This is a genomic window from Rhizobium sp. BK008 (assembly GCF_014197345.1).
GTDB classification, from domain to species: domain Bacteria; phylum Pseudomonadota; class Alphaproteobacteria; order Rhizobiales; family Rhizobiaceae; genus Rhizobium; species Rhizobium anhuiense.
Map to the genome: position 1 here is coordinate 167,993 of NZ_JACIFK010000002.1, position 22,449 is coordinate 190,441.

The following is a 22,449-nucleotide window of genomic DNA, read 5'->3' on the forward strand; positions in this document are numbered from 1 at the left end:
TCTTCCCAAACGCACAACTGATTTTGTGTCTCGACATCAATCGTCGCTCGGCGCCGCCGCCACTGCGGCGGCACTGAGCCTCATCGCAGGCCTATTTCTGGGTGAGCCAGGTCTTCACATTGCGGGTAAAGGACTTGGACAGGCGCTGCGCCATAATGTCAGGCGCCCCTGACGTCGTTGCCGCGTTGATCGCGACAGCGACGATCACGCCGTAGCCGCTCCCGCGCATGGAGAGGTCTTCGCCATGAATGTTTTGCGCTTCGGCGATCAGTTGCCCTGTTTCGGCGTTCTCCAGCCGCACGGTCCCATCGATCATGCTGTCATGGCCGCCGATGATCCGGGCCTGCTTGGTGGTGACATCGAAGACGTGCAGCGTCACGACCAGCCTGCCGCGCGTGGCGCCGCCGGGCACGCCGATCAATTCCTTCGCCATCGTCGCCTGAAGCGTGCGAACCGCCTCCGGCACCTGCTGGTCCGCCTTGTCGCCGAAACCGAATGTCTTGACGTCGGGCGCCAACTCAACCCGGATTTCGCGCACAGAGGTTCGTTGGAGAGCCGCAATCAGCCGGGGATCGGTTGTCGTGACGCAGGACGCAAGCGTCGCCGCCAGAAGCAGAAGGGTTAGAAAACGCACGATACGCATACAGAAGCTCCGGGATTCAGGCATAAGGTTCGAATGTCAGCGAATTCAGTTCCTGTTGTCCGACGACGATGCAGGCTTGGCCTTGGCGTCGAGATGCTTGTAGAGCTCGGTCAACTGGGACTTGGGCGCGGGGCACCCTTTCGATTTGGCAATGCTGGTCAGGACATTGTTCCTGTTGCGCAATGCGTCGATCTCGACCTTCTCAGGCGATTTCGGATCCATGAAAAACAGCGCCGGCAGAAACAGGAGCACACCGGTCGCCCCAAGAACGATGTTCTTGCCTTGCGCATCGGTCCGCTCCTTCACCGTCGAGGTGATCTGCCGCTCGTTCGCCTCGAATTCACGGGTGATGCCGGCGCAATCGAAGGCGCTGTCGGTCGGGTTGGTCGAAGCGACCGGCCGCGCCTCCCGTCCGGCACAGCCGGCAAGCGCCATCGAAAAAGCAAGGATCAGCGCCGTCGATCTTGAAAGGGTTTTGACGGACTTGTTCGTCGAGATGCTGCGGATGATCATTTTCCTGCTTTCGTTACCAATGAGCCGATGCGCTGAAATAAAAGAGCCCGCCGTCGACCCCGTCGAGGCTGCTTGCAACAATGTCGGAATAGCCGAGGTCGGCGCTGAGATTGCCGCCGACGGTCCTGATGCCGGCCGTCCAGCTGGCGAGATCGCCGCCTGATATATCGAGGCGCTGTTGCGCGTAGATGTGGCCGTAATCGAAGCCGAGATAGGGGCGCAGCTCGCCGAATGCCTTCGCAGCCGCGCCGCCACCCTGGTTGGACCCCGTTCTCCAGACGATCTCGTTGTGGCTGAACATGCCGTTATTGCCGAAGAGCACGCTTTCGCGGGTGCCGCGGACATTGCTGTAGCTGCCAAGCGAGATCTGCTCGGCGCCGAGGAGATTGTCGGGGGAATATTGACCGCTGACCAGCGATGTCAGTTCGAACTGCCGGCCGGCGGCCTGGAATGGCTGCGTCACGCTGACCGTCGCGTTGAATTTGGAAAAACGTGGGTCTGCATTTCCGGCACCCGGATCTCCGGGGTCCACGGCATCGAAGAGACCGAGCCCCTTGTCATAGCTGACGTCGAACACCCAGATGCCGCCGAACATGCGGCGGGAGTGGGAAATGCCGATATCGCCGACCGTATAGCGGCGGCTGCCGACCTCGATCAGATTGCCGAGCAGAAAGTTGTTGGTCTGCTTGTAGGTCAGGCTGCTGCGGACCGTCGTGATCGAATCCTTGTCGCGAAAGACGACGCGATCGAGGCCGAGTCCGGCCTGCCCTGAATTGCCCGAGGTATCGAGCGATGAGAAATTTCCTTCGACCGTGCTTTCATACTGGTACCAGGAGCCGTTCAGCGAAACCGTGGAATAGCCGTAGGGGACGCTGACATTGCCGGAATAGCTGTTACCATATCCGTTTCCGTCGTTGCTCCACGGATAGTCCGGACCGCTATGCTCGTAGGAGAACGACCACTGATCGTTGATATCAAGCAGATCGTCGAAGCCGAGCGATGCCGAACTCCTGGAAAAACCGGTGCTTTCCTGGCCCATATTGTTGTTGCCAAGGGAGACATGCCAGGGGCGGCCCGAGCGGTTTTCGATGTTCAGGATGGAGGTTCCGTCCTTGGGGCCGGGCAGCATGGCGGACTTGGCATCGTTGGCCTGCAGCCGGTTCATCTGGTCGAGCCCCTGCTCGATATCGCGGATATTGACGACCCGGCCGATCAGGCCGGGAAAGGCTGTCGCCAGCGAACCGTTGCCGGTCACTTTCTGGCCGTTGAGATAGATGTCGGAAAGCGTGCCTTCGACGACGAGCAGCCGGAGGACCCTGGTCTTGGCGATATCCTGCTGCGGCACGTAGGCACGCGAGGTCACATAGCCATGATCGATATAGAGGTGCGTCACATCCCTGAGAACGGCATTGATCTCCGCCAGGCCGACGCATCGGTTGCCGTAAGGCGCCGTCACCTTGCCGATCTCCTGCGCCGATAGCAGATTTGCCCCATCGATCTCGACGCGAGTGATGTCGAAACAGGCCGCATTTGCCTGGCTGGCCGGCAAAGAGCCGTCTTCCGTATCCGCACCGCCACCCGGTGTGGCGCGGCGCAGGGCATCCAGCCGCTGCGTCTGCGACTGCTGCTCCTGGCGGCGGTTGAAATCATCGGCAGGCGACTGCGCGTAAGCGGGTGCGACACCCATCGCCAGGACGGCGCCAGCGACCAGGAAGTATCGAATTTCTGTGGTCATTTTGAAATTCGGCTACTTCGCGGCGATGGATTGAAGTTCGTCGAGGGCCGGTTGCAGCCCTTTCAACGAGAAACGGATATTGACGTCCTGGCCGTTCATCAGCCGCACCAGCCCTTCGGCGGTCGAGCCCTTCTTGAGCGCCGTCGCCGTCTTCGTATCCAGCGCCAGCTGCGCCCAGCATCCGGCCTGGTTGCAATTGCGGTAGTCAAGTTTCGCAACCGGCTTTCCGTCGGCCTTGATCGACAGGCCCGAGGGCAGGAAGACGTTGAGCGGCAGAAGAGCGGTCAGCGTCAGCCCCGGCCTGCCCTTCTCGCCCTTGCCCTTTTCGCCTCTGCCCTTTTCGCCTTTGCCTTGGGACCCGGCCGGCGCAGCTGCGATCGCCAGCGTCAGCACGTTGACGTTCTCGCCGTCTTTGGCGACTTGCGCGATCTGGGCGACTTCGCAGGCCTCGGTGCCTTCAGAACCCGAGCAGCGATAATACCAGTCGTCGAATTTCTGGGATTTTATCGCCGGCGCCTGCACCTGCCCCGCTCCCTGATCGGCAGGAACAGCAGATTGCGAAAAAGAAGGATTCGCCCAAGCGATGAATATCAGAACGGAGGCGGCAGTCTGGCGGCCCCACTTCATATCGGCTTTCAAAAATTTGCTCATTGAAAATACAACTTCAGGAAGATTTTATTGGCGTGTAAAGTCATATCGCTACAATCCATCGTTTGGTCAACCTAAGCGTGTCAGCACGGTAAAGTTTCCGTTAGATATTTACTTCGCGTTCTGGGAGTTTAATTCGGCGCCCTGGGAGAGGCTTCCCGCAACGAAATCGCCACAAAATTTCGACAGCGGAATGAAACTGAATGGCGAGACGATGAGACGACACGCAACTTACGCGAAGCTGTTCTCGTGCTCGCCTGCATTGAAAAATTCCACCGATGAACGGATAGGGTGAATAACTTCGCGCTATTCCAAATGTAGAAAAGTCTTGGGAAGATGAACTTCATTCTTTCAAAGAAAAGACTGCTTTCCCGCATCAGCACCCTCACCAAGGCTGGCAGCCAATCCCTCACAAATACCAAGATGTATTTTAGAAATTGATTTCACCCACGGTTGCTGCGGTTATTCCTTTTGAAAAAGGAGAGGATAGCCGCATGGCGAAAAGGCAAGGACCCGGCCAACCCGGAAGAGAACCGGCAGACGACTTTCGGGAAAACCTGGTCAAGACCCGAATCGGCGGCGATCTCTCGTCCTTCATGAAAGGCGATCCCGACCCATAAATCATCCATAGCCATCGCGCGCCGCGTCGGTCGCATGATTGTCATTTTCGAGGTGACATCAGCCCCGTTCTCTGCGAAAAGAAACGCGATGAGAGACAGGGGCGTTCGTCGACAGACGGGCTGAGAAGCACCCTTCGAACCTGAACCGGATAATGCCGGCGGAGGGAGTCGCTCGGGGTCGCGGCATCGCCCGCACGAACCGCCCCGTGGCCGCCCCCGCCTGAAAGGGGCCATATGCAGACCAAGACCACACCCGGAGCGATGCTGAAGGCGATGCGCGAGAAGCCGCCGCTCGTTCAGTGCATCACCAATTACGTCGCCATGAACATCGCCGCAAATGTTCTGCTTGCCGCGGGCGCCTCGCCCGCCATGGTGCATGCCGCGGAAGAAGCCGGCGAATTCGCCGGGATCGCCAGTGCGCTGACCATCAATATCGGCACGCTGTCGACGCAATGGATCGACGGCATGCAGGCGGCGGCGAAGGCGGCGGCCTCAGCCGGCAAGCCCTGGGTGCTCGACCCGGTCGCCCATTATGCAACGGCCTTCCGCCGCAACGCCGTCGCCGATCTCCTGGCGCTGCATCCGACCATCATCCGCGGCAACGCTTCCGAAATCATCGCGCTGGCCGGCGGAGAGAGCCGCGGCCAGGGCGTCGACAGCCGCGACCCGGTCGAGCAGGCGGAAGGTTCGGCGCGATGGCTCGCCGAGCGCCAGCGGGCGGTCGTCGCCGTGACCGGCGCCGTGGATTTCGTCACCGACGGCGAGCGGGCCGTGCGCATCGAAGGCGGATCGGCCTTGATGCCGCAAGTCACCGCGCTCGGCTGCTCGCTCACCTGCCTCGTCGGCGCCTTTGCGGCAACGGCGCCCGAGGACATTTTCGGCGCCACGGTCGCCGCCCTTTCGACCTTCGCCATCGCCGGCGAAGACGCGGCACTCGGCGCCGCCGGCCCCGGCTCCTTCTCCTGGCGCTTCCTCGATGCGCTGGCAGCGCTCGACGCCGAAACGCTTGACGCCAGAGCGAGGATATCGGCGGCATGAAGGCTTTCGACCTTTCGCTCTATCTCGTCCTCGACCCCGATCTCTGCGCGGGGATCGGCATGGTGGAAACGGCGCGCCTTGCCATTGCCGGCGGCGCGACGATGGTGCAACTGCGTGACAAACATGCCGGCACCGCCGGGATGATCGAGACCGGTCGCGCCTTGAAACAGGCGCTTGTCGGGACCGGCGCCCTGTTCATCGTCAACGACGATGTCGAGGCGGCAATCGCCATCGGCGCCGACGGTCTGCATATCGGCCAGGAGGATATGGACGCGCGCACGGCGCGGACGATGATCGGCCCTGCCATGATCCTTGGCCTCTCGGTCGAGACCGCGGCGCTTGCCGCCGCCGTCGATCCGGATCTGGTCGATTATACCGGCGTCGGGCCGGTGTTTGCGACGCCGACCAAGGCCGATCACAAGCAGCCGATCGGTTTTGACGGTCTTGCCATGCTGGTAAAGGCCTCGCCGGTGCCGTCGGTTGCGATCGGCGGCCTCAAGGCGGATCATGTCGCCCAAGTATTTGCTGCGGGCGCCAAGGGCCTTGCCGTCGTCTCCGCCATCTGCGGTACGCCGGATCCCGAAGCGGCCACGCGCCGCATCGCCGCAGAAATTCGAAAGGCCCGCGCATGATCCGCAACGTTCTCTCCATCGCCGGCTCCGATCCCTCGGGCGGCGCCGGCATCCAGGCCGATCTCAAGACCTTTTCCGCCCGCGGCGTCTACGGCATGGCGGTGCTGACCGCGCTGACAGCGCAGAACACCCAAGGCGTCAGCGGCGTGCATCTGGTGCCGCCGCAATTCGTCGCCGACCAGATCAATGCCGTCTTTGCCGATGTGCGCGTCGATGCCGTCAAGATCGGCATGATCGCCAATGCCGGCATCGCCGATGCCGTTGCCGGTGCACTGACTGACCACCGCGACATTCCGATCGTCATCGACCCGGTGATGATCGCCAAGGGTGGCGCCGCCTTGCTCGCGCCTGAGGCGGTCGACGTGCTGACCCGCCGGCTGCTGCCGCTTGCGACACTCCTGACCCCGAACTTGCCGGAAGCCGCCGCACTGCTGCACCAACCGGTGGCGACAAACCGAGCCGAGATGGCGGCGCAGGCCGAACAGGTGCGGGCGTTTGGCCCGGCCGCAGTGCTGGTCAAGGGCGGCCATCTCGATAGCGACGAAAGTCCTGACGTCCTTGCCACCGCCGCTGGCCTGCACTGGTTCGAAGCCATGCGCGTGCCGACCAAGAACACGCACGGCACCGGCTGCACGCTCTCCAGCGCGCTGGCCGCCGAACTTGCCAAGGGCGCCTCGGCGCGGGAGGCGGTCGCCATCGCAAAGCAATATCTCGCCGGCGCGGTCGCGGCAGCCGGAAGCCTCACCGTCGGCTCCGGCCACGGCCCGGTGCAGCATTTTCATGTGCTGTGGAAAGACGGCGAATAAGCGCTCGCTCGGCATAGATGCAGCCAATCGAAACGGCCCGGCCCTCCCGGGCCGTTTTTCGTTCGGCAGCTACTTTGCGTTGAAACCGCAGTCGCAGTGCGGGCAGTCCCTTTGACCTTCTGAAAAACCTTGTTGACAAGCCCGGTCAGATGGCCAAATCTATAACACTAAAAGGGGATACATTCCGCAATAACGGAATAACTGGAGGAGTGACAGGTGGCAGACCTGCTTGTGAGCTTGTATTCCGCTGAGCTCGCCGACCTGAAACGGAAAGCCGATGCTATCGGCATCTCCATCCGTCCGGCCCTCCCCCCTGAACTGCATCTTATCATCAGCTGGGTTCGCGAACGGTTCAGCGAGAACTGGGCGAGCGAAGTCGCCGTCGCCTTCTCCCACCAGCCGGTTGCCTGCCTGATCGCCGTCGACGGCGGCAAGCTGCTGGGCTTTGCCTGCTATGACACGACGGCGCGCGGCTTCTTCGGCCCGACCGGCGTCGACCCGGAAGCGCGCGGCAGGGGTATCGGGCTCGCCCTCTTCTCCGCCTGCCTGCAGACGATGAAGACGCTCGGCCACGCCTATGCCTTCATCGGCGATGCCGGGCCAGTCGATTTCTACGCCAAGACCGCAGGCGCAACCATCATCCCCGCCCCCGACAAGGGCATCTACGAAGGCATGCTGAGAAGCACGCCGAAATGACCATGTGATCCCGGAGCTACAGAATTGTCCTCGACCCCGCTCGCCCTTTTCGTCGGCCTTCCCACTCCCACGATTTCGGATGATGAATTCGCCCTTTTTCGCGACACCAATCCGCTCGGCCTGTTCGTCGGCCGGCGCAATCAGCGCGAGCCGGAGCAGACCAAGCGGCTGATCGCCCGCTTCCGCGAAGCCGTCGGCCGCGACGACGCACCTGTCTTCACCGACCAGGAAGGCGGCCGCGTTCAGCATCTCGATGCCGGCCCCTGGCCGCTCTTCCGCAGCTTCGGCCAGTTTGCCGAACTTGCGCGCCGCGATTTCGATCTCGGCAAAAAAGCACTGCGCCTTTCCTCCCAGGCCATGGGCGCGATGATGACGGAACTCGGCCTTTCGAGCGGCTGCTCGCCCGTTCTCGACCTCGTCTTCGAGACGACGAGCGCGGTCATCGGCGCCCGCTCCTTCGGCCCTGATCCCGATTTCATCGCGGCCCTCGGCCGCGAGGTGGTCGATGGCCTGCTCGAGACCGGCAACATGCCTGTCATCAAGCACATTCCCGGCCATGGCCGCGCGACGCTCGACTCCCACAAGGAGCGGCCGGTGGTCGACGCCAGCCGCGAGACGCTCACCGCGACCGATTTCAAACCCTTCGTCGCGCTGAAAGATACGCCCTGGGCCATGGTCGCCCATGTCGTCTACTCGGCCTATGACGCGGAGCTGCCGGCGTCCATCTCGCCCATCATGCACGACGTGATCCGCAAGGAGATGGGCTATGAGGGCGTGCTGATATCAGACTGCATCTTCATGGAGTCGCTCTCAGGTACTTTGCCGGAACGCGTCAGACAGGTGCTCGACGCAGGCTTCGACATCGCGCTCCACAGCCACGGCGACATTCCGGAAAGCGAAGCTGCCGCCAAGGCCGCCCGTCCCCTGACGGAAGCCGCCCTGCAGCGGATCGCCGCCGGCAAGGCGCGCCTCGGCAATCTCAAAGTCGATGTCCGCGCCGCCCACGCAGAAGTCGAAGACATGTTTGCCAGCGCGCTGGTCTCCTGACCGGCCCGTCAACTCTCACCGCATAAGAAAAGGGGAATAAAACATGAAAAAATATCTTCTTGCCGCCGCCGCGCTGACGCTGCTTTCGGGATCGGCCATGGCGCAGACGATTCTGACGGCGAATATCGAACCGGCGACGACCTGGGTTCGCAACTTCAACCCGTTCAACCAGACCTCATCGCGCCAGTCGACGCTCGACTTCATCTACGAGCCGCTGGTTATTTTCAACCGCTTCGACAGCAACAAGCCGGTCTATCGTCTGGCCGAAAGCTTCAAGCTCTCCGACGATCTGAAGAGCATCGAGTTCAAGCTGCGCCCGAACCTGAAATGGTCTGACGGTAAGCCGCTGACCGCAGCCGACGTCAAGTTCACCTATGATTACCTGAAGAAGTTCCCGGCGCTCGACTTCGTCAGCATCTGGACCTTCATCACCGATGTGCAGGCGGTCGACGCCCAGACGGTGCGCTTCACGCTCGCCAATCCGAGCTCGCTCGCCGCCGAGCAGATCGCGCAATTGCCGATCGTCCCGGAACATGTCTGGAAGGATGTCGCCGATCCCGTCACCTTCGCCAACGAAACCCCGGTCGGCAGTGGCCCGCTGACGGAAGTGCCGCGCTTTACCGGCCAGACCTACGACCAGTGCCGCAACCCAAACTACTGGGACAACGAGCACCTGAAGGTCGATTGCATGCGCTTCCCGCAGCTTGCCGACAACAACCAGATGCTGACCGCGACAGCCGACGGCACGCTTGACTGGGGTGTCTCCTTCATTCCCGATATCGACAATGTCTATGTCTCCAAGGATCCGGCGCATTTCCACTATTGGTATTCGCCGAGCAGCATGGTCGCCTTCCTCTTCAACTTGGAAACGACGAACGAGAACAACAAGAAGGCCTTCAACGATCTGAAATTCCGCCGGGCTGTCAGCATGGCGCTCGACCGCAAGACGATGATCGACGTCGCCGGCTACGGCTATCCGACGCTGAACGAAGATCCTGGCCTGATGGGCGAGCTTTACAAGAGCTGGGCGGACCCGTCCGTCAAGGCCGACTTCGGCAAGTTCGCAACCTATGATGCCGATGCCGCCAAGGCCCTGCTCGACGAGGCGGGCTACAAGGATAAGGACGGCGACGGCTTCCGCGACAATCCCGACGGCACGAAGATTTCCTTCTCGATCATCGTCCCCAGCGCCTGGACCGACTGGATCGACACCGTCAACCTCGCCGTCGAGGGCATGCAGGCAGTCGGCATCGACGCCAAGATCGAAACGCCTGAGGAAGCCGTCTGGACCGGCAACCTCATCAACGGCACCTTCGATGCGGCGATCAACAGCCTGCCGGCATCGGCCTCGCCCTACTATCCTTACAAGCGTGCCTTCAGCGCTTCGGACAAGGGCAAGACCCGCTTCACCGCGCAGCGCTGGTTCAACCCGGAGGTCGAGAAACTCGTCACCGAGTTCACCCAGACCGCCGACCTTGCCAAGCAGAAGGAAGCGATGAACAAGGCGCAGCGCATCGTCGCCGAAAACATGCCGATGATTCCGGTGTTCAACAATCCGAACTGGTATCAGTACAACACCAAGCGCTTCACCGGGTGGTCGACCAAGGAAAACCCCTTCGTCAATCCGTCGATCTCGCGGACCAATCCGGCACGCCTCTTGAACCTGCTCGCTCTCGAGCCGGTCAAGTAAGCATCATGATCTCCGGAAGCGGCGCAGAAAACGCCGCTTCCGCGACGACGGAGTTCCCATGGCTTTCCTGCTTCGCCGCCTCGTCTTCTACATGGCAGCCTTCATCGCGGCAGCGACGATCAATTTCTTCCTGCCCCGGCTGATGCCGGGCGATCCCGTGCAGATCATGTTCTCGAGCGCCGGCACCGAATTGCCGCCGGAAAGCCTGCAGGCGCTGAAGCTCACTTTCGGCTTCGTCGACGGTCCGCTCTGGCAGCAGTACCTCACCTATCTCGGCAGCATCTTCACCGGCGATCTCGGCCGCTCGATCAAATATTTCCCGCTGCCGGTCACCTCGGTGCTCGGCCATGCCCTCGTCTGGACCGTCGCCTTGATGGGAACGGCGACGATTTTCAGCTTCGCGCTCGGCACCTTCCTCGGCATCGTCGCCGCCTGGCGGCGCGGCAGCAGGTTCGATGTCGTCGTCTCGGTCGGCGCGATCTTCGCCACCTCGGTACCGGCCGTCGTCACCTCGCTGATCGTGCTCTTCATTTTCGGCTTCACGCTCGGCTGGTTTCCGAACGGTTATGCCGCCGATCCTTCGCTCGATCCGGCCTTCAGCTTGCAATATATCGGCAGCGTCGCCTATCACGGCATCCTGCCGATGGTGACGCTCTGCACCGTGCTGATCGGCGGTTTCACCGTTACCATGCGCAACAACATGATCAATCTGCTCGGTGAGGACTATATCGTCATGGCCCGCGCCAAGGGTCTTTCCGACCGGCATGTGATGCTCTGGTACGCGGCGCGCAACGCCCTGCTGCCAACCGTCTCCAGCCTTGCCATCGCGATCGGCACCATCCTCGGCGGCTCGCTGGTGACGGAGGTCGTCTACAACTATCCCGGCCTCGGCAACATTCTCTACCAGGCGATCCTCGCCCGCGATTATCCCATCATCCAGGGCCAGCTTCTGATCATGACCGCGACCATGCTGATTGCCAATTTCATCGTCGACGTCAGCTATATCTTGCTCGACCCGCGGCTAAAGGGAGCGTGAGATGAAGACCCTGCTTCGAAACCGCAAGGCGCTGGTTGGCCTCGTCATCATCGCCCTCATCGTCATCGTCGCGATCGCCGCGCCGCTGCTCACGCAATACGATCCGGCCGCCCGCACCGGCCGGCCGCATCAGCCGCCGTCGCTCGACCACCTCCTCGGCACGACCCGCATCGGCCAGGATGTTTTCGCCCGGCTGATCTACGGCGCCCGCACCTCGCTTGCCGTCGGCTTCGGCGCCGGCCTGCTGATCACCCTCGTCGGCACCGCGCTCGGCATCATCTCCGGCTATCGCGGCGGCAGGACCGACGAGATCATCAGCTTCTTCACCAACATGGTGCTGGTCGTGCCCAACCTGCCGCTGCTCCTGGTGCTCGCCGCCTTCATCGGCCAGGCAAGCCCCCTCGTCATCGCCCTCATCCTCGGCGCCACCTCCTGGGCCTGGGGCGCCCGCGTCACCCGCGCCGAAACGCTCTCCGTCAAGCAGAAGGATTTCGTCAAATCGGCCGAGATGATGGGTGAGCCGCAATGGCGCATCATGACATTCGAGATCTTCCCCAACGTGATTTCAATCGTCGGCATCAATTTCATCGGCAGCGTCATCTTCGCAATCATCACCGAGGCGACACTGGAGTTCCTCGGCCTCGGCGATCCCCGAGCCATCTCCTGGGGCACGATGCTCTATAATGCGCAGAAGGCTTCAGCCCTTTCGGTCGGCGCCTGGTGGGATATTCTCACCCCCTGCTTCGCGCTCGCCTTCCTTGGCATCGGCATGTCGCTGTTGAACTTCGCCGTCGACGAGATCGCCAATCCGCGACTGCGCACCGGCAATCACCTGAAGCGCTGGTCCCTGCTCGTTCGTTCCGGGGAGGGCCGCCTGTGACGCAGCCGCTGCTTTCGGTGAGGAACCTCACCATCGACTATATCGGCGAGGAGAAGGATTTCCGCGCCGTCAACGATGTCAGCTTCGACGTCGCGCCCGGCGAGGTGTTCGGCCTTGCCGGCGAATCCGGCTGCGGCAAGAGCACCATCGCTTTTGCCATCAGCCGCCTGCACAAGCCGCCGGCGCTGATCCGCAAGGAGAGCCGCATCCTGCTCGACGGCCGCGATGTGCTCGGCCTCGACCGGCAGGCGCTCAGCGCCTTCCGCTGGCGCGATGTCGCCATGGTCTTCCAGAGCGCCATGAACTCGCTGAACCCGGTGCTGCGCATCGAGGCGCAGTTCTATGACATGCTGCGCACCCACAAAGGCATGAGCCGTGCGGCGGCCCGCGAGCGTACCGCCGAGATGCTGACGCTCGTCGACATCGCGCCGGACCGCATGCGCGACTATCCGCACCAATTCTCCGGCGGCATGCGCCAGCGCATCGTCATCGCCATCTGCATGGCGCTCGATCCGAAACTCGTCGTCATGGACGAGCCGACGACGGCGCTCGACGTCGTCGTCCAACGCGAGATCCTGCAGCGCATCAACGAACTGCGCCGCCGCTTCGGCTTTTCCGTGCTGTTCATCACCCATGATCTCGGGCTGATGGTGCAGTTCTGCGACCGCATCGGCATCATGCTGTCAGGCCGGCTGGTGGAGCAGAACACGGCCGAGGCGATCTACAGGACGCCCAGGCATGACTACACGAAAAAGCTCTGGGCCTCCTTCCCGTCGCTGCATGGAGGAGTGCTGTTATGACGGATGCCATTCTCGCACTCGATCAGGTGAGCAAGACCTTCGGCCATGGCTCCGGGGCTGTGCATGCGGCACGCGCCATCTCGTTTTCCCTGCATGCCGGCCGCGCATTGGCACTCGTCGGCGAATCCGGCAGCGGCAAGACCACCTGCGCCCGCATGGCGATGCGCGAATATCTGCCGACATCCGGCCGGATCCTCTACAAGGGCCGGCCGGTCGAGGCGGCGAAATCCGCCGAGATCGCCCGCTACCGCCGTTCGGTGCAGATGATCTTCCAGGACCCCTTCGCCTCGCTGAACCCGGCCCATACCATCGCCCATCATCTCCGGCGGCCGCTGAAGCTGCATCGTCCTGACATCAAGGGAACTGAGATCGACGCGACAGTCCGCGAATTGCTGCAGCGCGTCAGGCTCGATCCCGATCTCGTCGCGCCGAAATATCCGCACGAGCTTTCCGGCGGCCAGCGCCAGCGTGTCAACATCGCCCGCGCGCTCGCCGTCAAGCCGGAGGTCATCGTCGCCGACGAGCCGACCTCGATGCTCGACGTCTCCGTGCGCCTCGGCGTGCTGAACCTGTTGAACGAGATGAAGCAGGAGATGAAACTCGGCCTGCTCTACATCACCCATGATATCGCCACCGCCCGTTATGTCGCCGAGGACATCGCCGTGATGTATGCCGGCCAGATCGTCGAATGGGGCAGCGTCGCCAAGGTGATCGACAATCCGCTGCATCCCTATACGAGGCTGCTGCTCTCGGCCGTGCCCGATCCCGACGTCCGCTTCGAGGACCCGAAAGCCCGGCTGAGGCCCGACGAAGTGGAGGATATCCGCCGCCGTTCGGCCGTGCCGCAGGATGAGACCGTCGAAGTGGAGCAGGGACATTTCATGCGGATGATCTAAGGCCAGCTTGCTGGCCTCACTCCTCGGCCTATGCTAGGGGGACGGTTCCTTTCATATGAGGCGAAGCCGTCATGCTGCCCTGGATCCAGCTCGATTCCGCGACCATTCCCGGCGAAGGCGGGGAACTCAGGCTGAAACAGCGCGGCAGCGAGTTCTCGATCATGCTCGGCGCCAACGAGCTGATGAACAGCCGCCTCAGCGGCTCGGAGGAAGCGCTGGCAACGCTTTCCTGGGAACGGATCAAGACGCACCCGAAGCCAAGGATTTTGATCGGCGGGCTCGGCATGGGTTTCACCCTGCGCGCCGCCCTCGCCGTCCTGCCTGAAGATGCCGGTGTCACCGTCGCCGAACTGGTACCGGCCGTCGTCGCCTGGGCACGCGGGCCGATGGCGGAGGTCTTCCAGGGTTGCCTCGACGATCCGCGCGTCGGCATCCATCAGGGCGATGTCGGCGAGGCGATCCGCGCCGGCAAGGCTGCCTATGATGCGATCCTGCTCGATGTCGACAACGGCCCCGATGGCCTGACCCGCAAATCCAACGACCGGCTCTATGATTTCGCCGGCCTTCGCGCCGCCCGCGATGCGCTTCGTCCCGGCGGCGTGCTCGCCGTCTGGTCGTCCGGCCCCGACCCGGATTTCACCCGCCGTCTCAAGGACAGCGGCTTTTCCGTCGATGCGGTCAACACCCGCGCCAACGGCAAACGCGGCGGCGCCCGCCACGTCATCTGGCTGGCCGTCAAGCCGGTGAAATGACGCTCAAACGGAAGCAATCCGGCGGGCGGCATTGATGGCCCGGCGGGCGCCGGAGCGCAATTGCGTGGTCTCCGCACCGGCAATGACCAGATCGAAGCCAAATTTCAGCAGTTCGCCGGCTCGTTCGCCATCGCCGGCATAGGCGCAGGCGAATTTGCCGTGAGCGCGGCAGCGCGAAACCGCATGCTGCATGGCGCTGTCGATCTCGGCGGCGTTCGGCGCCACCTGGTCGCCGTTCGACAGTGCGATCGAAAGATCGGACGGACCGACGAAAATGCCGTCGATCCCGGCAACACCCAGGATACCGTCGATTGCGTCGAGCGCCGCCCGGGTCTCGACCATGGCGATGGCGACGGTGAGCGCGTTGGCGTTCTTCAGATAATCATCACCCGACAGGCCGGTATAATTCAGCGCCAGCGACGGTCCCCAGCTGCGTTCGCCGGCGGGCGGGTATTTCGTGGTCCGCACCAGGGCTTGCGCGTCTTCGACCGAATTGATCATCGGTGCGATGATGCCGGAGGCGCCGGCATCGAGCAGGCGCGAGGCGGAAGCAAAATCGCCGACCGGAATGCGCGCCAGCGCCGGCTTGCCGGCAAGCCGCACCTGACCGACGGCGTTCGCCGCCGATGGCATGTCCCACATGCCATGCTGCATATCCAGCACGACGGCATCGAAGGCCTCCTGCGCCAGATGATTGACGAGCGTGGCGTCGGGAATGCCGACCCAGGCGGAGATCATGCCGCCCCGGTGGCTCCTGATCCGCTCCGCAAAGCCGTCGATTTCAGCTGCGCTCATGCCATTCTCCTCACTTCGACAGGCCGTCAGCGGCCAGATATTTCACCTCGAGGAGCTCTTCGGTGTCGAATTTCCTCGAAGCCATGCATGTTCTGCCGGCTCATCCTCTCCGGCGCAGCCGTGAAACGATGATTGTCACGGCAAGCCCGGCTGCAGCCGTGATGCTTCCCCAGAGAATCCAGATGCTCTGGTTGATCATGAAGCTGGATGACGGATAGGGAAAATAGCCGCTTCCCTGGGCGACCCAGATCAGCCCCGAGAGGATCATCAGCAATCCCACGACATATCCAATTGTGCGCCACATGCTTCGGCAACCCTTCTTATGAATCAGTGTCACAATGTCGACCGGCATCGTTGATGACAAGGCTTCTCTCCCAAACGCGACGATATTCCCGAATGTCATGTCCTGCCGACTTCATCCACCAGCCAGGTGCTGAGCCTTTCGCTATGAATATTTGCCGATTGCGGCGGTATCAGCCAGTAACCGCGGTCGGGCGCCTCGAGCGGCGGCCCGGCTTCCACCAGCATATGCGCGGAGAGAAGCGTGTCGACCAGCCCCATCCAGCCGATCGCCACGCCCTGCTCGCTGAGAGCAGCCTGGACGACCAGCGAATAGGTGTTGAAGCTGATATCCCCGCGGCCGGCATGGAGATCGCGCGTGACGGAGAATTCGGCAAGATAGCTTCGCCAATCGAACCAGGGTGGCGGCATCGGCGAATCGAGGTGGATCAGGATCGTCCTGGCAAGCTGCTGCGGATCGTCGAACGGGCCGTTGCGATCGAGAAATCCTCGTGTGCAGACGGGCACGACCTTTTCCTGCAACAGCAGCGATCCGAAGGCGCCGAATTCCGCCCGCGTCCCGAAAACCACCACTACATCTGCGTCGTCACCAAAGCCGGGCTCGAGCCGCTGGGTCGCGACGATCTGTATATCCGTTTCCGGATGAAGCTGGCGAAAGCCATGCATGCGCGGGATCAGCCAAAGGGCTGAAAAAGCATAGTCTGTTCTCAGCCTGACGACCGGTCTTTGAGCCTCGGTGCGGAAGCTGCGCGCCAGCGCATCGATGTCACCGACGGTCTTGGCAGCGACCTGGAAAAGCCGCTCGCCCTCCGCGGTCAGCTCGACGCCGCGATGCTGGCGGCGCAACAGGCCGACCCCGAATTGCTCTTCCAGCCGCCGCATCTGATAGCTGACGGCCGGTTGCGTGAGCCCGATACGTGCTGCCGCCGACGAAAAGCTCCCGAGTGTCGCGACCTCGACGAAGATGCGCATCCAGCCAAGCTCGGGCGGGCGGTCTGACATAAAAAATCCTTTAGTCACCCATCGAAAAAAGCTGTCTTTACAGCCGTAACAATAAGCGATTGAATAAATTTCTCAAATAGCAAAAGAGGAATTCCATGCCGCGTCCGAATATCCTCATCCTGATGGTGGACCAGCTGAACGGGACCTTCTTTCCGGATGGCCCCGCGGATTTCCTTCATGCGCCGCATCTGAGATCATTGGCAGAGCGCTCCGTGCGTTTCACCAACACCTATACGGCAAGCCCGCTCTGCGCGCCGGCGCGAGCCTCCTTCATGTCCGGACAATTGCCGAGCCGGACGCGCGTCTATGACAATGCGGCGGAATTCGCCTCCGACATCCCGACTTACGCGCATCATCTGCGCGCTGCCGGATACCAGACGGCGCTATCAGGCAAGATGCATTTCGTCGGCCCCGACCAACTGCATGGCTTCGAGGAGCGCCTGACGACGGACATCTACCCGGCCGATTTCGGCTGGACACCCGACTATAGCAAGCCCGGCGAACGCATAGACTGGTGGTATCATAATCTCGGTTCGGTGACCGGCGCCGGTGTTGCCGAAATCACCAACCAGATGGAGTATGACGACGAGGTCGCCTACCATGCCGCCCGCAAGCTGTTCGATCTCTCGCGTGGCCACGACGGACGCCCCTGGTGCCTGACCGTCAGCTTCACCCATCCGCACGACCCGTACGTCGCGCGCCGCAAATTCTGGGACCTTTATAAGGATTGCCCGGCCCTTGATCCGGCAGTTGCGGCGATTGCCTTCGAGCGGCAAGACCCGCATTCGCAGCGCCTGATGAAAGCCTGTGACCACGATGCCTTCGACATCAGCGATGAGCAAATCAGGCGGGCAAGGCGGGGCTACTTCGCCAATATCTCCTATGTCGATGACAAGATCGGCGAGATTCTCGGCGTCCTGGAACGGACCCGCATGGCGGAAAATGCGATCATTCTCTTCGCCTCGGACCATGGCGACATGCTCGGGGATCGCGGCCTCTGGTTCAAGATGAACTTCTTCGAAGGATCGGCCCGCGTTCCGCTGATGATCGCAGCCCCCGGCTGGAAGCCCAAACGCATCGATCAGCCCGTCTCCACGCTCGACGTGACGCCGACGCTCGCCGGTCTCGCTGGGATCGATATCGCTTCGTTGAAACCATGGACCGAGGGCGAGGATCTGGCATTGCTTGCCGAAGGCACCGGCAATCGCAGCCCGGTGCCGATGGAATATGCCGCGGAGGGTTCCGAAGCACCGCTCGTCTGCATTCGGGACGGACGGTACAAGCTCTCGCTCTGCGAGAAGGACCCGCCGATGCTGTTTGACCTCGAGGCCGATCCCCAAGAACTCGACAATCTGGCGGCCGACCCGGCGCACGCCGACATCTTGGCAAGGCTTGCCGAACAGGCCGGGCGCCGCTGGAATCTTGCCGCTTTCGACGCAGCCGTGCGCGAAAGCCAGGCGCGCCGCTGGGTGGTCTATGCAGCGCTGCGCAACGGCGCCTATTATCCATGGGACTACCAGCCGCTGCAGAAAGCCTCGGAGCGCTATATGCGCAACCACATGGATCTCAACGTGCTGGAGGAAAACCAGAGGTTCCCGCGCCAGGAATGAGCGAAACGCCTCTGATTAAGCCGTCCTGCGCGCCGGCACCTCGCGCAGGAAATCCTCGATGAACGCCTTTTGCAACAGAATGCCGTCCCATTCATCGGGGAAGAAGGGCGAGTCGTAGATCAGCGTGAAGGGACCGTCATAGCCGGCCCGCTCGCACATCTCCAGGCACTTGCGATAATCGTCGGCATCGAGGCCGGTGACGCCATAATCGGCCTTGGCGTGGCAAATTTCCGCCCGGCCCATGATGTCGGCCAGGCCTTCATATTTCGCCGGCGCCGCCCAGTTGCCGAGGTCGCCGTTGAGGCCGACCTTGCCGTCCAGCCGGTCCAGCAGCCAGTTCATCTCGATGGGCGACGGCAGCAGGTCGAACCAATTCTCGACGACGACGCGCACGCCGCTGCCTTCTGCCTTTCCGCCCAGCCAGTTCAGATGACGGGCGGCGCGGGCAAGGTTTTCCTCCGTCGGTTTCTGCTTGCCGGCGATGACGCGCATCCTTTGCGCTCCAAGGGCAGCGGCGATATCGATCCACTCCGCCATCCATTTGACGTCGCGTTCGGCCGTCTCGGGATGGCTCGGATCGCCGTCCTCGACAAGCAGCGTCTGGAACAACACGTTCGAGGCCGCCATCGCATCACGCAACTCGCTTATATAGGCAGCATCGAGGCTCGGCAGATGGAAGGAGCAGATCTCCAGCCGGTTGATGCCGCGCGCCGAGAGTGCCGCCGGCACGTCGATCAGCGCTGCGGCGCCGGGGCCATAGGGTTCCTTCGGCGCGGCACTTTTATCAGGATCGGGGCTATAGGCATGCACGGCGCCGAGCAGCCGATGCAGCGACCATGTCGAAACCGCGAAACGTCCGTTTTGCAAAACCTGCACGTGTCTTCCTCCAGGATCTCCCCCTGCCATCAATGGCAATAAAAGCCCGGCGGTTCAATTGCAATTCAGGCGAAATCGCCGCGGATGACCGCCTCGGCGGCAAGGGCAAACCCCAGCAGCGCCTCATCGCGATGGCGGGTCGCCGACAGCAGCAGGCCGACCGGCATACCGGCCTCTCCCGTGCCGCAGGGAACGGAAACGCCGCACCAGTCGAGGAAATTGCCGAGTGCGGTGTTGCGCAGCGTCTTGTTGTTCGTTGCGAAGAACAGCTCGTCATCCTGCTCCAGCGGTCCGATCGGCGGCGCGACATGGGCAACGGTGGGAAAGGCAATCAGCCGGTCGCCGACAAGCCGCTCGACATCGGCGATCAGGCGGCTGCGCGCCTCGAGAATTCGGAGGTAATCGGGCAGCGTCGTCTTGCTTCCGAGCCGCGTGCGCATGACGACACGGTGATCCATTCTGTCCGCATCCGGTCCGTCCAAGCGTTCGCGGTGAAGTGCAAAAGCCTCCGCCGTCACCAGCGGACCGTATCTCGTCATCAGATCGAAGATCTCGTTGAAGGCGGGGATGACAGTGCGGGCGACATGGGCGCCGGCCTTTTGGAGACGTTCCAGAGCCGCCTCGAACGCAGCGACGACGCCGGGTTCGGCTCCGTCGAAGACGACATTCTCAGGCACGATCAGTTCCAGCTCCTGCAAGGGGCGTTCAATGACCGCCGGCGCCGTCAATCCACGCATCGCCGCATCGATCCAGACCGCATCCCTGACGCTGCGGCAGAGCGGCCCCAGCGAATCCAGGCTCTTTGCCAGCGGATAGACGCCTGCCATCGCATGGCGGCCGCGTGTCGCCTTGTAGCCGACGATACCGTTGAAGGCGGCGGGGATGCGCACCGAGCCGCCGGTATCGGTGCCCATGGCGACCGGCACCAACCCGGCCGCGACGGCGACGCCGGCGCCGGAGGAGGAGCCGCCGGGAATGCGCGGGAGATCGGTGCCACGCGGATTAACCGGCGTGCCGTAATGCGGATTGATTCCGAGGCCGGAAAAGGCAAATTCGCTCATATTGGTGCGCCCAACGGCGACCATGCCCGCGTGCCTGAGCAAACCGACGACGGCCGCATCGCGCTTGGCGGGCGCGTCCGCCGCCAGGACGACGGAACCGGCTGTCGTCGGCACGCCCTCCATGTCGAAAAGATCTTTCCAGGCGATCGGAATTCCGTCCAACAATCCCAGCGAGCGCCCTTCCCGCAGACGGTTCGAGGCGGCGCGCGCCTCCTCCATCGCCCGGCTTTCGGTAAGCGCGGTGAAGACAGCCTTGTCGGCATAATGCGCGATGGAATCGAAGACCGTCTCGGCCACTTCAAGCGGATCGGCCGCACCGCCTTGAATGAGGAGAGAAAGCTGGGCGACCGACATCGCGCCGAAGGATTTGCTCATGAGACGATCCAGAAAAAAGATGACCCTCTGACCTACCCCGGATCATTCCGACGGGCCAGAGCTTCACGATATTTTGCGTTTATTAGTGCGATTTTTTGAACACTGAGTTTGCATATCGCCCCTTCAATTGCCACGATCGAAGACACACATGCTGCACGCATGCGAAGCCGCTTCGGCATGAGGGTGAGAGCTTACTCTTGAGAGGCCGGCTGCGCATGTGTTGCAGGAGTAATTAAAATGACAGATTGTGAAACTTTGAGCCGTCGCCAGGATATGGTGACCCTCCATGCGAAAGAGGATGAAACCACCGGCTTGGGCGAGCGCGACTATGTAGACCATGTCAGCGCCCAGAAACTTTCGCCCTTCGAGCGCATCGTCGTGGTCGGAGCCTTGGTTCTCTTGAGCTTTGCGGGCTTCGCCGCATATTCTTCCGGTGGTACGGACCCGATGACGACATCGGCCATTGCCGCCACATCAGATGATAACACGCCGCATCATCCGGCTTACGGTCATTGCCGTGACAGCAGCCCCTACGCTGAAAGGGTCTGCTAACAGGAAAGCTAGCTCGCCGGGCATGGAGACCTTGGCCCAGGCTGCGTTGACAGCAGGAAAAGGGACCATGGCCGGTGACATCGACTACGACTTCGACCGCTTCATCGATGCCCAGAACGGCGTCTATGAACAGGCGCTGTCGGAACTGAAGGCCGGGCGCAAGACCTCCCATTGGATGTGGTTTATTTTTCCGCAGATCGCCGGTCTTGGCACCTCTGCAATGGCCGAAAAATATGCGATCCGTTCGGCTGAGGAAGCCACCGCCTATCTCGCCGATCCCATTCTCTCAAGCCGGCTGTTGCGCTGTGTCGAGGCGATCTTGTCGGTTGACGGCCGATCAGCGCATGAAATCCTGGGCTCGCCCGACGACCTCAAGCTGCGCTCCTCGATGACCCTGTTTGCCGCCATCAGCGACCATGGGTCGCCCTTCCACCGGGTGATCGAGCATTTCTATCAGGGAGAATTCGACGAGCGGACGACGGAGATCCTTGGCGCGGATTAGCCGCCCGGCCTGCTCTCCAGCGTCGCAATTTCCTCGGAGATCTCGCTCAACCGCTGACGCAGATCGCTGTCGGTGCCATCATCGACTTCTTCCTCGCCGAAACAATAGCGCGCATCATGAAGCTCCAGCTTGGCTTCGAGCTCGGCGCGTTTGGCATATAGGCGCTTGAGATAGACGTAGTTCATCTCCCTGCCTCCACATTGCCCTCCGGTGATGGAAAAACGACACGGAAGCGGTAAGGTTCCCCGACTGCATGGTTCAAAATGCTACGGTGTCCTTCGCGCGTCTGAAAAGACGCGCGGCGCTTTAGAGTGGCGGTCAGGCGAAAGAGGCAATCGCTGCGTTGCAGGCCTTGGCGAAATGACCGCAGCAGTTGGCAGTGCCCATGGCTTGGCGGGTGACGCGCGCACCCTCGAGCAGCAGTGTCAACGTATCGGCAAGAAGCTCGGGTTCACGCGCACCGGCCGCCGAACAGAGCGCGGCCAGGCGATCACGCTGTTCGGCCTTGTGCCGCTCGATCATCTCGTGGGCGGGATGGCCCTCGCCCTTCAGCTCGATGGCAGCATTGGCGAGATCGCAGCCGGCAGGCTCGCCGTTCAGACATTGCGCCCGCGTCTCCACCCAGGCGTAGAGCTGGGCGCGCGGATTGCCGGGATAGGCCACTTCCAGATCGTGCCAGATGGCGCCGGCCTTTTCGGAGGCGCGGCGCAGCGTTTCGCAGACGAGCTCGTCCTTTGAGCCGAAATGCCGGTAGAGCGTCATCTTGTTGGTGAGCGCCGCGTCGGCGATGGCATCGACGCCGATGCCGCGAATGCCGCGTTCGCGGAAAAGCTCCGAGGCGGTCGAGACGATACGCTCCCGCGGCGGGATGCGATCTTCTGAAACGACTGCGGAGATTTCATTCGAAGTTTCTGATTTTTTTGCGGACGTAGTCCTTGACATCA

The 22,449-nt window shown here is 62.2% G+C and carries 25 protein-coding genes and 1 riboswitch; of the genes, 14 read left to right on the forward strand and 11 right to left on the reverse strand.

The features are described from left to right. Positions 1–91: 91 nt before the first annotated feature. Genes FHT69_RS12260 through FHT69_RS12275 form a run of 4 tightly spaced genes read right to left on the reverse strand, consistent with a single transcriptional unit; the run spans position 92 to position 3,542 of the window. Complete coding sequence (locus FHT69_RS12260; RefSeq protein WP_183905414.1) at positions 92–643, reverse strand: hypothetical protein; 552 nt, start codon at positions 641–643, stop codon at positions 92–94. A gap of 45 nt (positions 644–688) precedes the next feature. Next, positions 689–1,156: a hypothetical protein gene (locus FHT69_RS12265; RefSeq protein WP_029868271.1), complete on the reverse strand. Its 468-nt coding sequence runs from the start codon at positions 1,154–1,156 to the stop codon at positions 689–691. Between the two features lie 13 nt (positions 1,157–1,169). Further along, positions 1,170–2,891 (reverse strand): ShlB/FhaC/HecB family hemolysin secretion/activation protein, encoded by a 1,722-nt coding sequence (locus FHT69_RS12270; protein ID WP_029868272.1) that lies wholly within the window; start codon positions 2,889–2,891, stop codon positions 1,170–1,172. A gap of 12 nt (positions 2,892–2,903) precedes the next feature. Beyond that, the gene (locus tag FHT69_RS12275; protein ID WP_183905415.1) at positions 2,904–3,542 is read right to left on the reverse strand and encodes an invasion associated locus B family protein; all 639 of its coding nucleotides are present in this window, start codon (positions 3,540–3,542) and stop codon (positions 2,904–2,906) included. Positions 3,543–4,246: 704 nt separating this feature from the next. Beyond that, a riboswitch (TPP riboswitch) is annotated at positions 4,247–4,343 on the forward strand. 50 nt (positions 4,344–4,393) lie between these two features. Here FHT69_RS12275 and thiM point away from each other — a divergent pair. The 11 genes from thiM to FHT69_RS12330 all read left to right on the forward strand — a co-directional run bounded on the left by thiM (position 4,394) and on the right by FHT69_RS12330 (position 14,432). Further along, positions 4,394–5,197 carry a hydroxyethylthiazole kinase gene (thiM, locus tag FHT69_RS12280; RefSeq protein WP_047613002.1) on the forward strand — a complete coding sequence of 268 codons (804 nt, stop codon included), beginning with the start codon at positions 4,394–4,396 and terminating at the stop codon, positions 5,195–5,197. Continuing rightward, entirely contained in the window at positions 5,194–5,829 is a 636-nt protein-coding gene (gene thiE / locus FHT69_RS12285) for a thiamine phosphate synthase (protein WP_183905416.1), read from the forward strand. The genes thiM and thiE overlap by 4 nt, the downstream gene beginning before the upstream one ends. Further along, positions 5,826–6,635: a bifunctional hydroxymethylpyrimidine kinase/phosphomethylpyrimidine kinase gene (thiD, locus tag FHT69_RS12290; RefSeq protein ID WP_183905417.1), complete on the forward strand. Its 810-nt coding sequence runs from the start codon at positions 5,826–5,828 to the stop codon at positions 6,633–6,635. Before thiE ends, thiD begins: the two co-directional genes overlap by 4 nt. A gap of 216 nt (positions 6,636–6,851) precedes the next feature. Further along, complete coding sequence (locus tag FHT69_RS12295) at positions 6,852–7,331, forward strand: GNAT family N-acetyltransferase (RefSeq protein WP_183905418.1); 480 nt, start codon at positions 6,852–6,854, stop codon at positions 7,329–7,331. 24 nt (positions 7,332–7,355) lie between these two features. Next, a complete protein-coding gene (locus FHT69_RS12300; RefSeq protein WP_183905419.1) occupies positions 7,356–8,378 on the forward strand; it encodes a glycoside hydrolase family 3 protein in 1,023 nt (340 codons plus the stop codon). A 43-nt stretch (positions 8,379–8,421) separates the two neighbouring features. Continuing rightward, positions 8,422–10,068, forward strand: a complete 1,647-nt coding sequence (locus tag FHT69_RS12305) for an ABC transporter substrate-binding protein (RefSeq protein ID WP_183905420.1) — start codon at positions 8,422–8,424, stop codon at positions 10,066–10,068. 58 nt (positions 10,069–10,126) lie between these two features. After that, a complete protein-coding gene (locus tag FHT69_RS12310) occupies positions 10,127–11,104 on the forward strand; it encodes an ABC transporter permease (protein ID WP_183905421.1) in 978 nt (325 codons plus the stop codon). Between the two features lies 1 nt (position 11,105). Beyond that, positions 11,106–11,984, forward strand: a complete 879-nt coding sequence (locus FHT69_RS12315; protein ID WP_097622744.1) for an ABC transporter permease — start codon at positions 11,106–11,108, stop codon at positions 11,982–11,984. Next, the gene (locus tag FHT69_RS12320) at positions 11,981–12,784 is read left to right on the forward strand and encodes an ABC transporter ATP-binding protein (RefSeq protein WP_047614920.1); all 804 of its coding nucleotides are present in this window, start codon (positions 11,981–11,983) and stop codon (positions 12,782–12,784) included. The genes FHT69_RS12315 and FHT69_RS12320 overlap by 4 nt, the downstream gene beginning before the upstream one ends. After that, positions 12,781–13,680, forward strand: coding sequence for an ABC transporter ATP-binding protein (locus FHT69_RS12325; protein ID WP_047614919.1), 900 nt, complete (start codon positions 12,781–12,783; stop codon positions 13,678–13,680). Before FHT69_RS12320 ends, FHT69_RS12325 begins: the two co-directional genes overlap by 4 nt. Positions 13,681–13,751: 71 nt before the next feature. Next, entirely contained in the window at positions 13,752–14,432 is a 681-nt protein-coding gene (locus FHT69_RS12330) for a spermidine synthase (RefSeq protein WP_097622742.1), read from the forward strand. 3 nt (positions 14,433–14,435) lie between these two features. Here FHT69_RS12330 and FHT69_RS12335 read toward each other — a convergent pair whose 3' ends face one another. The 3 genes from FHT69_RS12335 to FHT69_RS12345 all read right to left on the reverse strand — a co-directional run bounded on the left by FHT69_RS12335 (position 14,436) and on the right by FHT69_RS12345 (position 16,529). Further along, the gene (locus tag FHT69_RS12335) at positions 14,436–15,227 is read right to left on the reverse strand and encodes an HpcH/HpaI aldolase family protein (RefSeq protein WP_097622741.1); all 792 of its coding nucleotides are present in this window, start codon (positions 15,225–15,227) and stop codon (positions 14,436–14,438) included. A 100-nt stretch (positions 15,228–15,327) separates the two neighbouring features. Beyond that, positions 15,328–15,531, reverse strand: a complete 204-nt coding sequence (locus tag FHT69_RS12340; protein WP_047613481.1) for a hypothetical protein — start codon at positions 15,529–15,531, stop codon at positions 15,328–15,330. A 95-nt stretch (positions 15,532–15,626) separates the two neighbouring features. Then, the gene (locus FHT69_RS12345) at positions 15,627–16,529 is read right to left on the reverse strand and encodes a choline sulfate utilization transcriptional regulator (protein ID WP_097622740.1); all 903 of its coding nucleotides are present in this window, start codon (positions 16,527–16,529) and stop codon (positions 15,627–15,629) included. 95 nt (positions 16,530–16,624) lie between these two features. On the opposite strand from FHT69_RS12345, the gene betC reads away from it, so the two are divergent. After that, positions 16,625–18,139, forward strand: a complete 1,515-nt coding sequence (betC, locus tag FHT69_RS12350) for a choline-sulfatase (protein WP_183905422.1) — start codon at positions 16,625–16,627, stop codon at positions 18,137–18,139. 15 nt (positions 18,140–18,154) lie between these two features. On the opposite strand, the gene FHT69_RS12355 is transcribed toward betC, so the two are convergent. Next, a complete protein-coding gene (locus FHT69_RS12355) occupies positions 18,155–19,015 on the reverse strand; it encodes a sugar phosphate isomerase/epimerase family protein (RefSeq protein WP_097622738.1) in 861 nt (286 codons plus the stop codon). Between the two features lie 65 nt (positions 19,016–19,080). Beyond that, on the reverse strand, positions 19,081–20,451 hold the full coding sequence (locus FHT69_RS12360) for an amidase (protein ID WP_097630751.1): 1,371 nt from the start codon (positions 20,449–20,451) through the stop codon (positions 19,081–19,083). Between the two features lie 273 nt (positions 20,452–20,724). On the opposite strand from FHT69_RS12360, the gene FHT69_RS12365 reads away from it, so the two are divergent. Together FHT69_RS12365 and FHT69_RS12370 are read left to right on the forward strand one after the other, a co-directional pair. Further along, positions 20,725–21,003, forward strand: coding sequence for a hypothetical protein (locus FHT69_RS12365; RefSeq protein ID WP_052213315.1), 279 nt, complete (start codon positions 20,725–20,727; stop codon positions 21,001–21,003). Positions 21,004–21,070: 67 nt separating this feature from the next. Continuing rightward, entirely contained in the window at positions 21,071–21,505 is a 435-nt protein-coding gene (locus tag FHT69_RS12370) for a DUF1810 domain-containing protein (protein WP_183905423.1), read from the forward strand. Here FHT69_RS12370 and FHT69_RS12375 read toward each other — a convergent pair. Together FHT69_RS12375 and FHT69_RS12380 are read right to left on the reverse strand one after the other, a co-directional pair. Beyond that, positions 21,502–21,690 carry a hypothetical protein gene (locus FHT69_RS12375; protein WP_047612978.1) on the reverse strand — a complete coding sequence of 63 codons (189 nt, stop codon included), beginning with the start codon at positions 21,688–21,690 and terminating at the stop codon, positions 21,502–21,504. The genes FHT69_RS12370 and FHT69_RS12375 overlap by 4 nt on opposite strands. 133 nt (positions 21,691–21,823) lie before the next feature. Continuing rightward, positions 21,824–22,447 carry a TetR/AcrR family transcriptional regulator gene (locus FHT69_RS12380; protein WP_047612977.1) on the reverse strand — a complete coding sequence of 208 codons (624 nt, stop codon included), beginning with the start codon at positions 22,445–22,447 and terminating at the stop codon, positions 21,824–21,826. Positions 22,448–22,449: the final 2 nt, after the last annotated feature.

Bases quoted from the DNA above. Each gene is read 5' to 3' on its own strand.
- FHT69_RS12305 (WP_183905420.1), top strand. From the start codon at position 8,422: ATGAAAAAATATCTTCTTGCCGCCGCCGCGCTGACGCTGCTTTCGGGA.
- FHT69_RS12260 (WP_183905414.1), bottom strand. From the start codon at position 643: ATGCGTATCGTGCGTTTTCTAACCCTTCTGCTTCTGGCGGCGACGCTT.
- FHT69_RS12370 (WP_183905423.1), top strand. From the start codon at position 21,071: ATGGCCGGTGACATCGACTACGACTTCGACCGCTTCATCGATGCCCAG.
- FHT69_RS12275 (WP_183905415.1), bottom strand. From the start codon at position 3,542: ATGAGCAAATTTTTGAAAGCCGATATGAAGTGGGGCCGCCAGACTGCC.
- FHT69_RS12365 (WP_052213315.1), top strand. From the start codon at position 20,725: ATGGTGACCCTCCATGCGAAAGAGGATGAAACCACCGGCTTGGGCGAG.
- betC (WP_183905422.1), top strand. From the start codon at position 16,625: ATGCCGCGTCCGAATATCCTCATCCTGATGGTGGACCAGCTGAACGGG.
- FHT69_RS12270 (WP_029868272.1), bottom strand. From the start codon at position 2,891: ATGACCACAGAAATTCGATACTTCCTGGTCGCTGGCGCCGTCCTGGCG.
- FHT69_RS12380 (WP_047612977.1), bottom strand. From the start codon at position 22,447: ATGTCAAGGACTACGTCCGCAAAAAAATCAGAAACTTCGAATGAAATC.
- FHT69_RS12265 (WP_029868271.1), bottom strand. From the start codon at position 1,156: ATGATCATCCGCAGCATCTCGACGAACAAGTCCGTCAAAACCCTTTCA.
- FHT69_RS12330 (WP_097622742.1), top strand. From the start codon at position 13,752: ATGCTGCCCTGGATCCAGCTCGATTCCGCGACCATTCCCGGCGAAGGC.
- FHT69_RS12340 (WP_047613481.1), bottom strand. From the start codon at position 15,531: ATGTGGCGCACAATTGGATATGTCGTGGGATTGCTGATGATCCTCTCG.
- thiE (WP_183905416.1), top strand. From the start codon at position 5,194: ATGAAGGCTTTCGACCTTTCGCTCTATCTCGTCCTCGACCCCGATCTC.
- FHT69_RS12360 (WP_097630751.1), bottom strand. From the start codon at position 20,451: ATGAGCAAATCCTTCGGCGCGATGTCGGTCGCCCAGCTTTCTCTCCTC.
- FHT69_RS12375 (WP_047612978.1), bottom strand. From the start codon at position 21,690: ATGAACTACGTCTATCTCAAGCGCCTATATGCCAAACGCGCCGAGCTC.
- FHT69_RS12310 (WP_183905421.1), top strand. From the start codon at position 10,127: ATGGCTTTCCTGCTTCGCCGCCTCGTCTTCTACATGGCAGCCTTCATC.
- thiD (WP_183905417.1), top strand. From the start codon at position 5,826: ATGATCCGCAACGTTCTCTCCATCGCCGGCTCCGATCCCTCGGGCGGC.
- FHT69_RS12315 (WP_097622744.1), top strand. From the start codon at position 11,106: ATGAAGACCCTGCTTCGAAACCGCAAGGCGCTGGTTGGCCTCGTCATC.
- FHT69_RS12325 (WP_047614919.1), top strand. From the start codon at position 12,781: ATGACGGATGCCATTCTCGCACTCGATCAGGTGAGCAAGACCTTCGGC.
- FHT69_RS12345 (WP_097622740.1), bottom strand. From the start codon at position 16,529: ATGTCAGACCGCCCGCCCGAGCTTGGCTGGATGCGCATCTTCGTCGAG.
- FHT69_RS12335 (WP_097622741.1), bottom strand. From the start codon at position 15,227: ATGAGCGCAGCTGAAATCGACGGCTTTGCGGAGCGGATCAGGAGCCAC.
- thiM (WP_047613002.1), top strand. From the start codon at position 4,394: ATGCAGACCAAGACCACACCCGGAGCGATGCTGAAGGCGATGCGCGAG.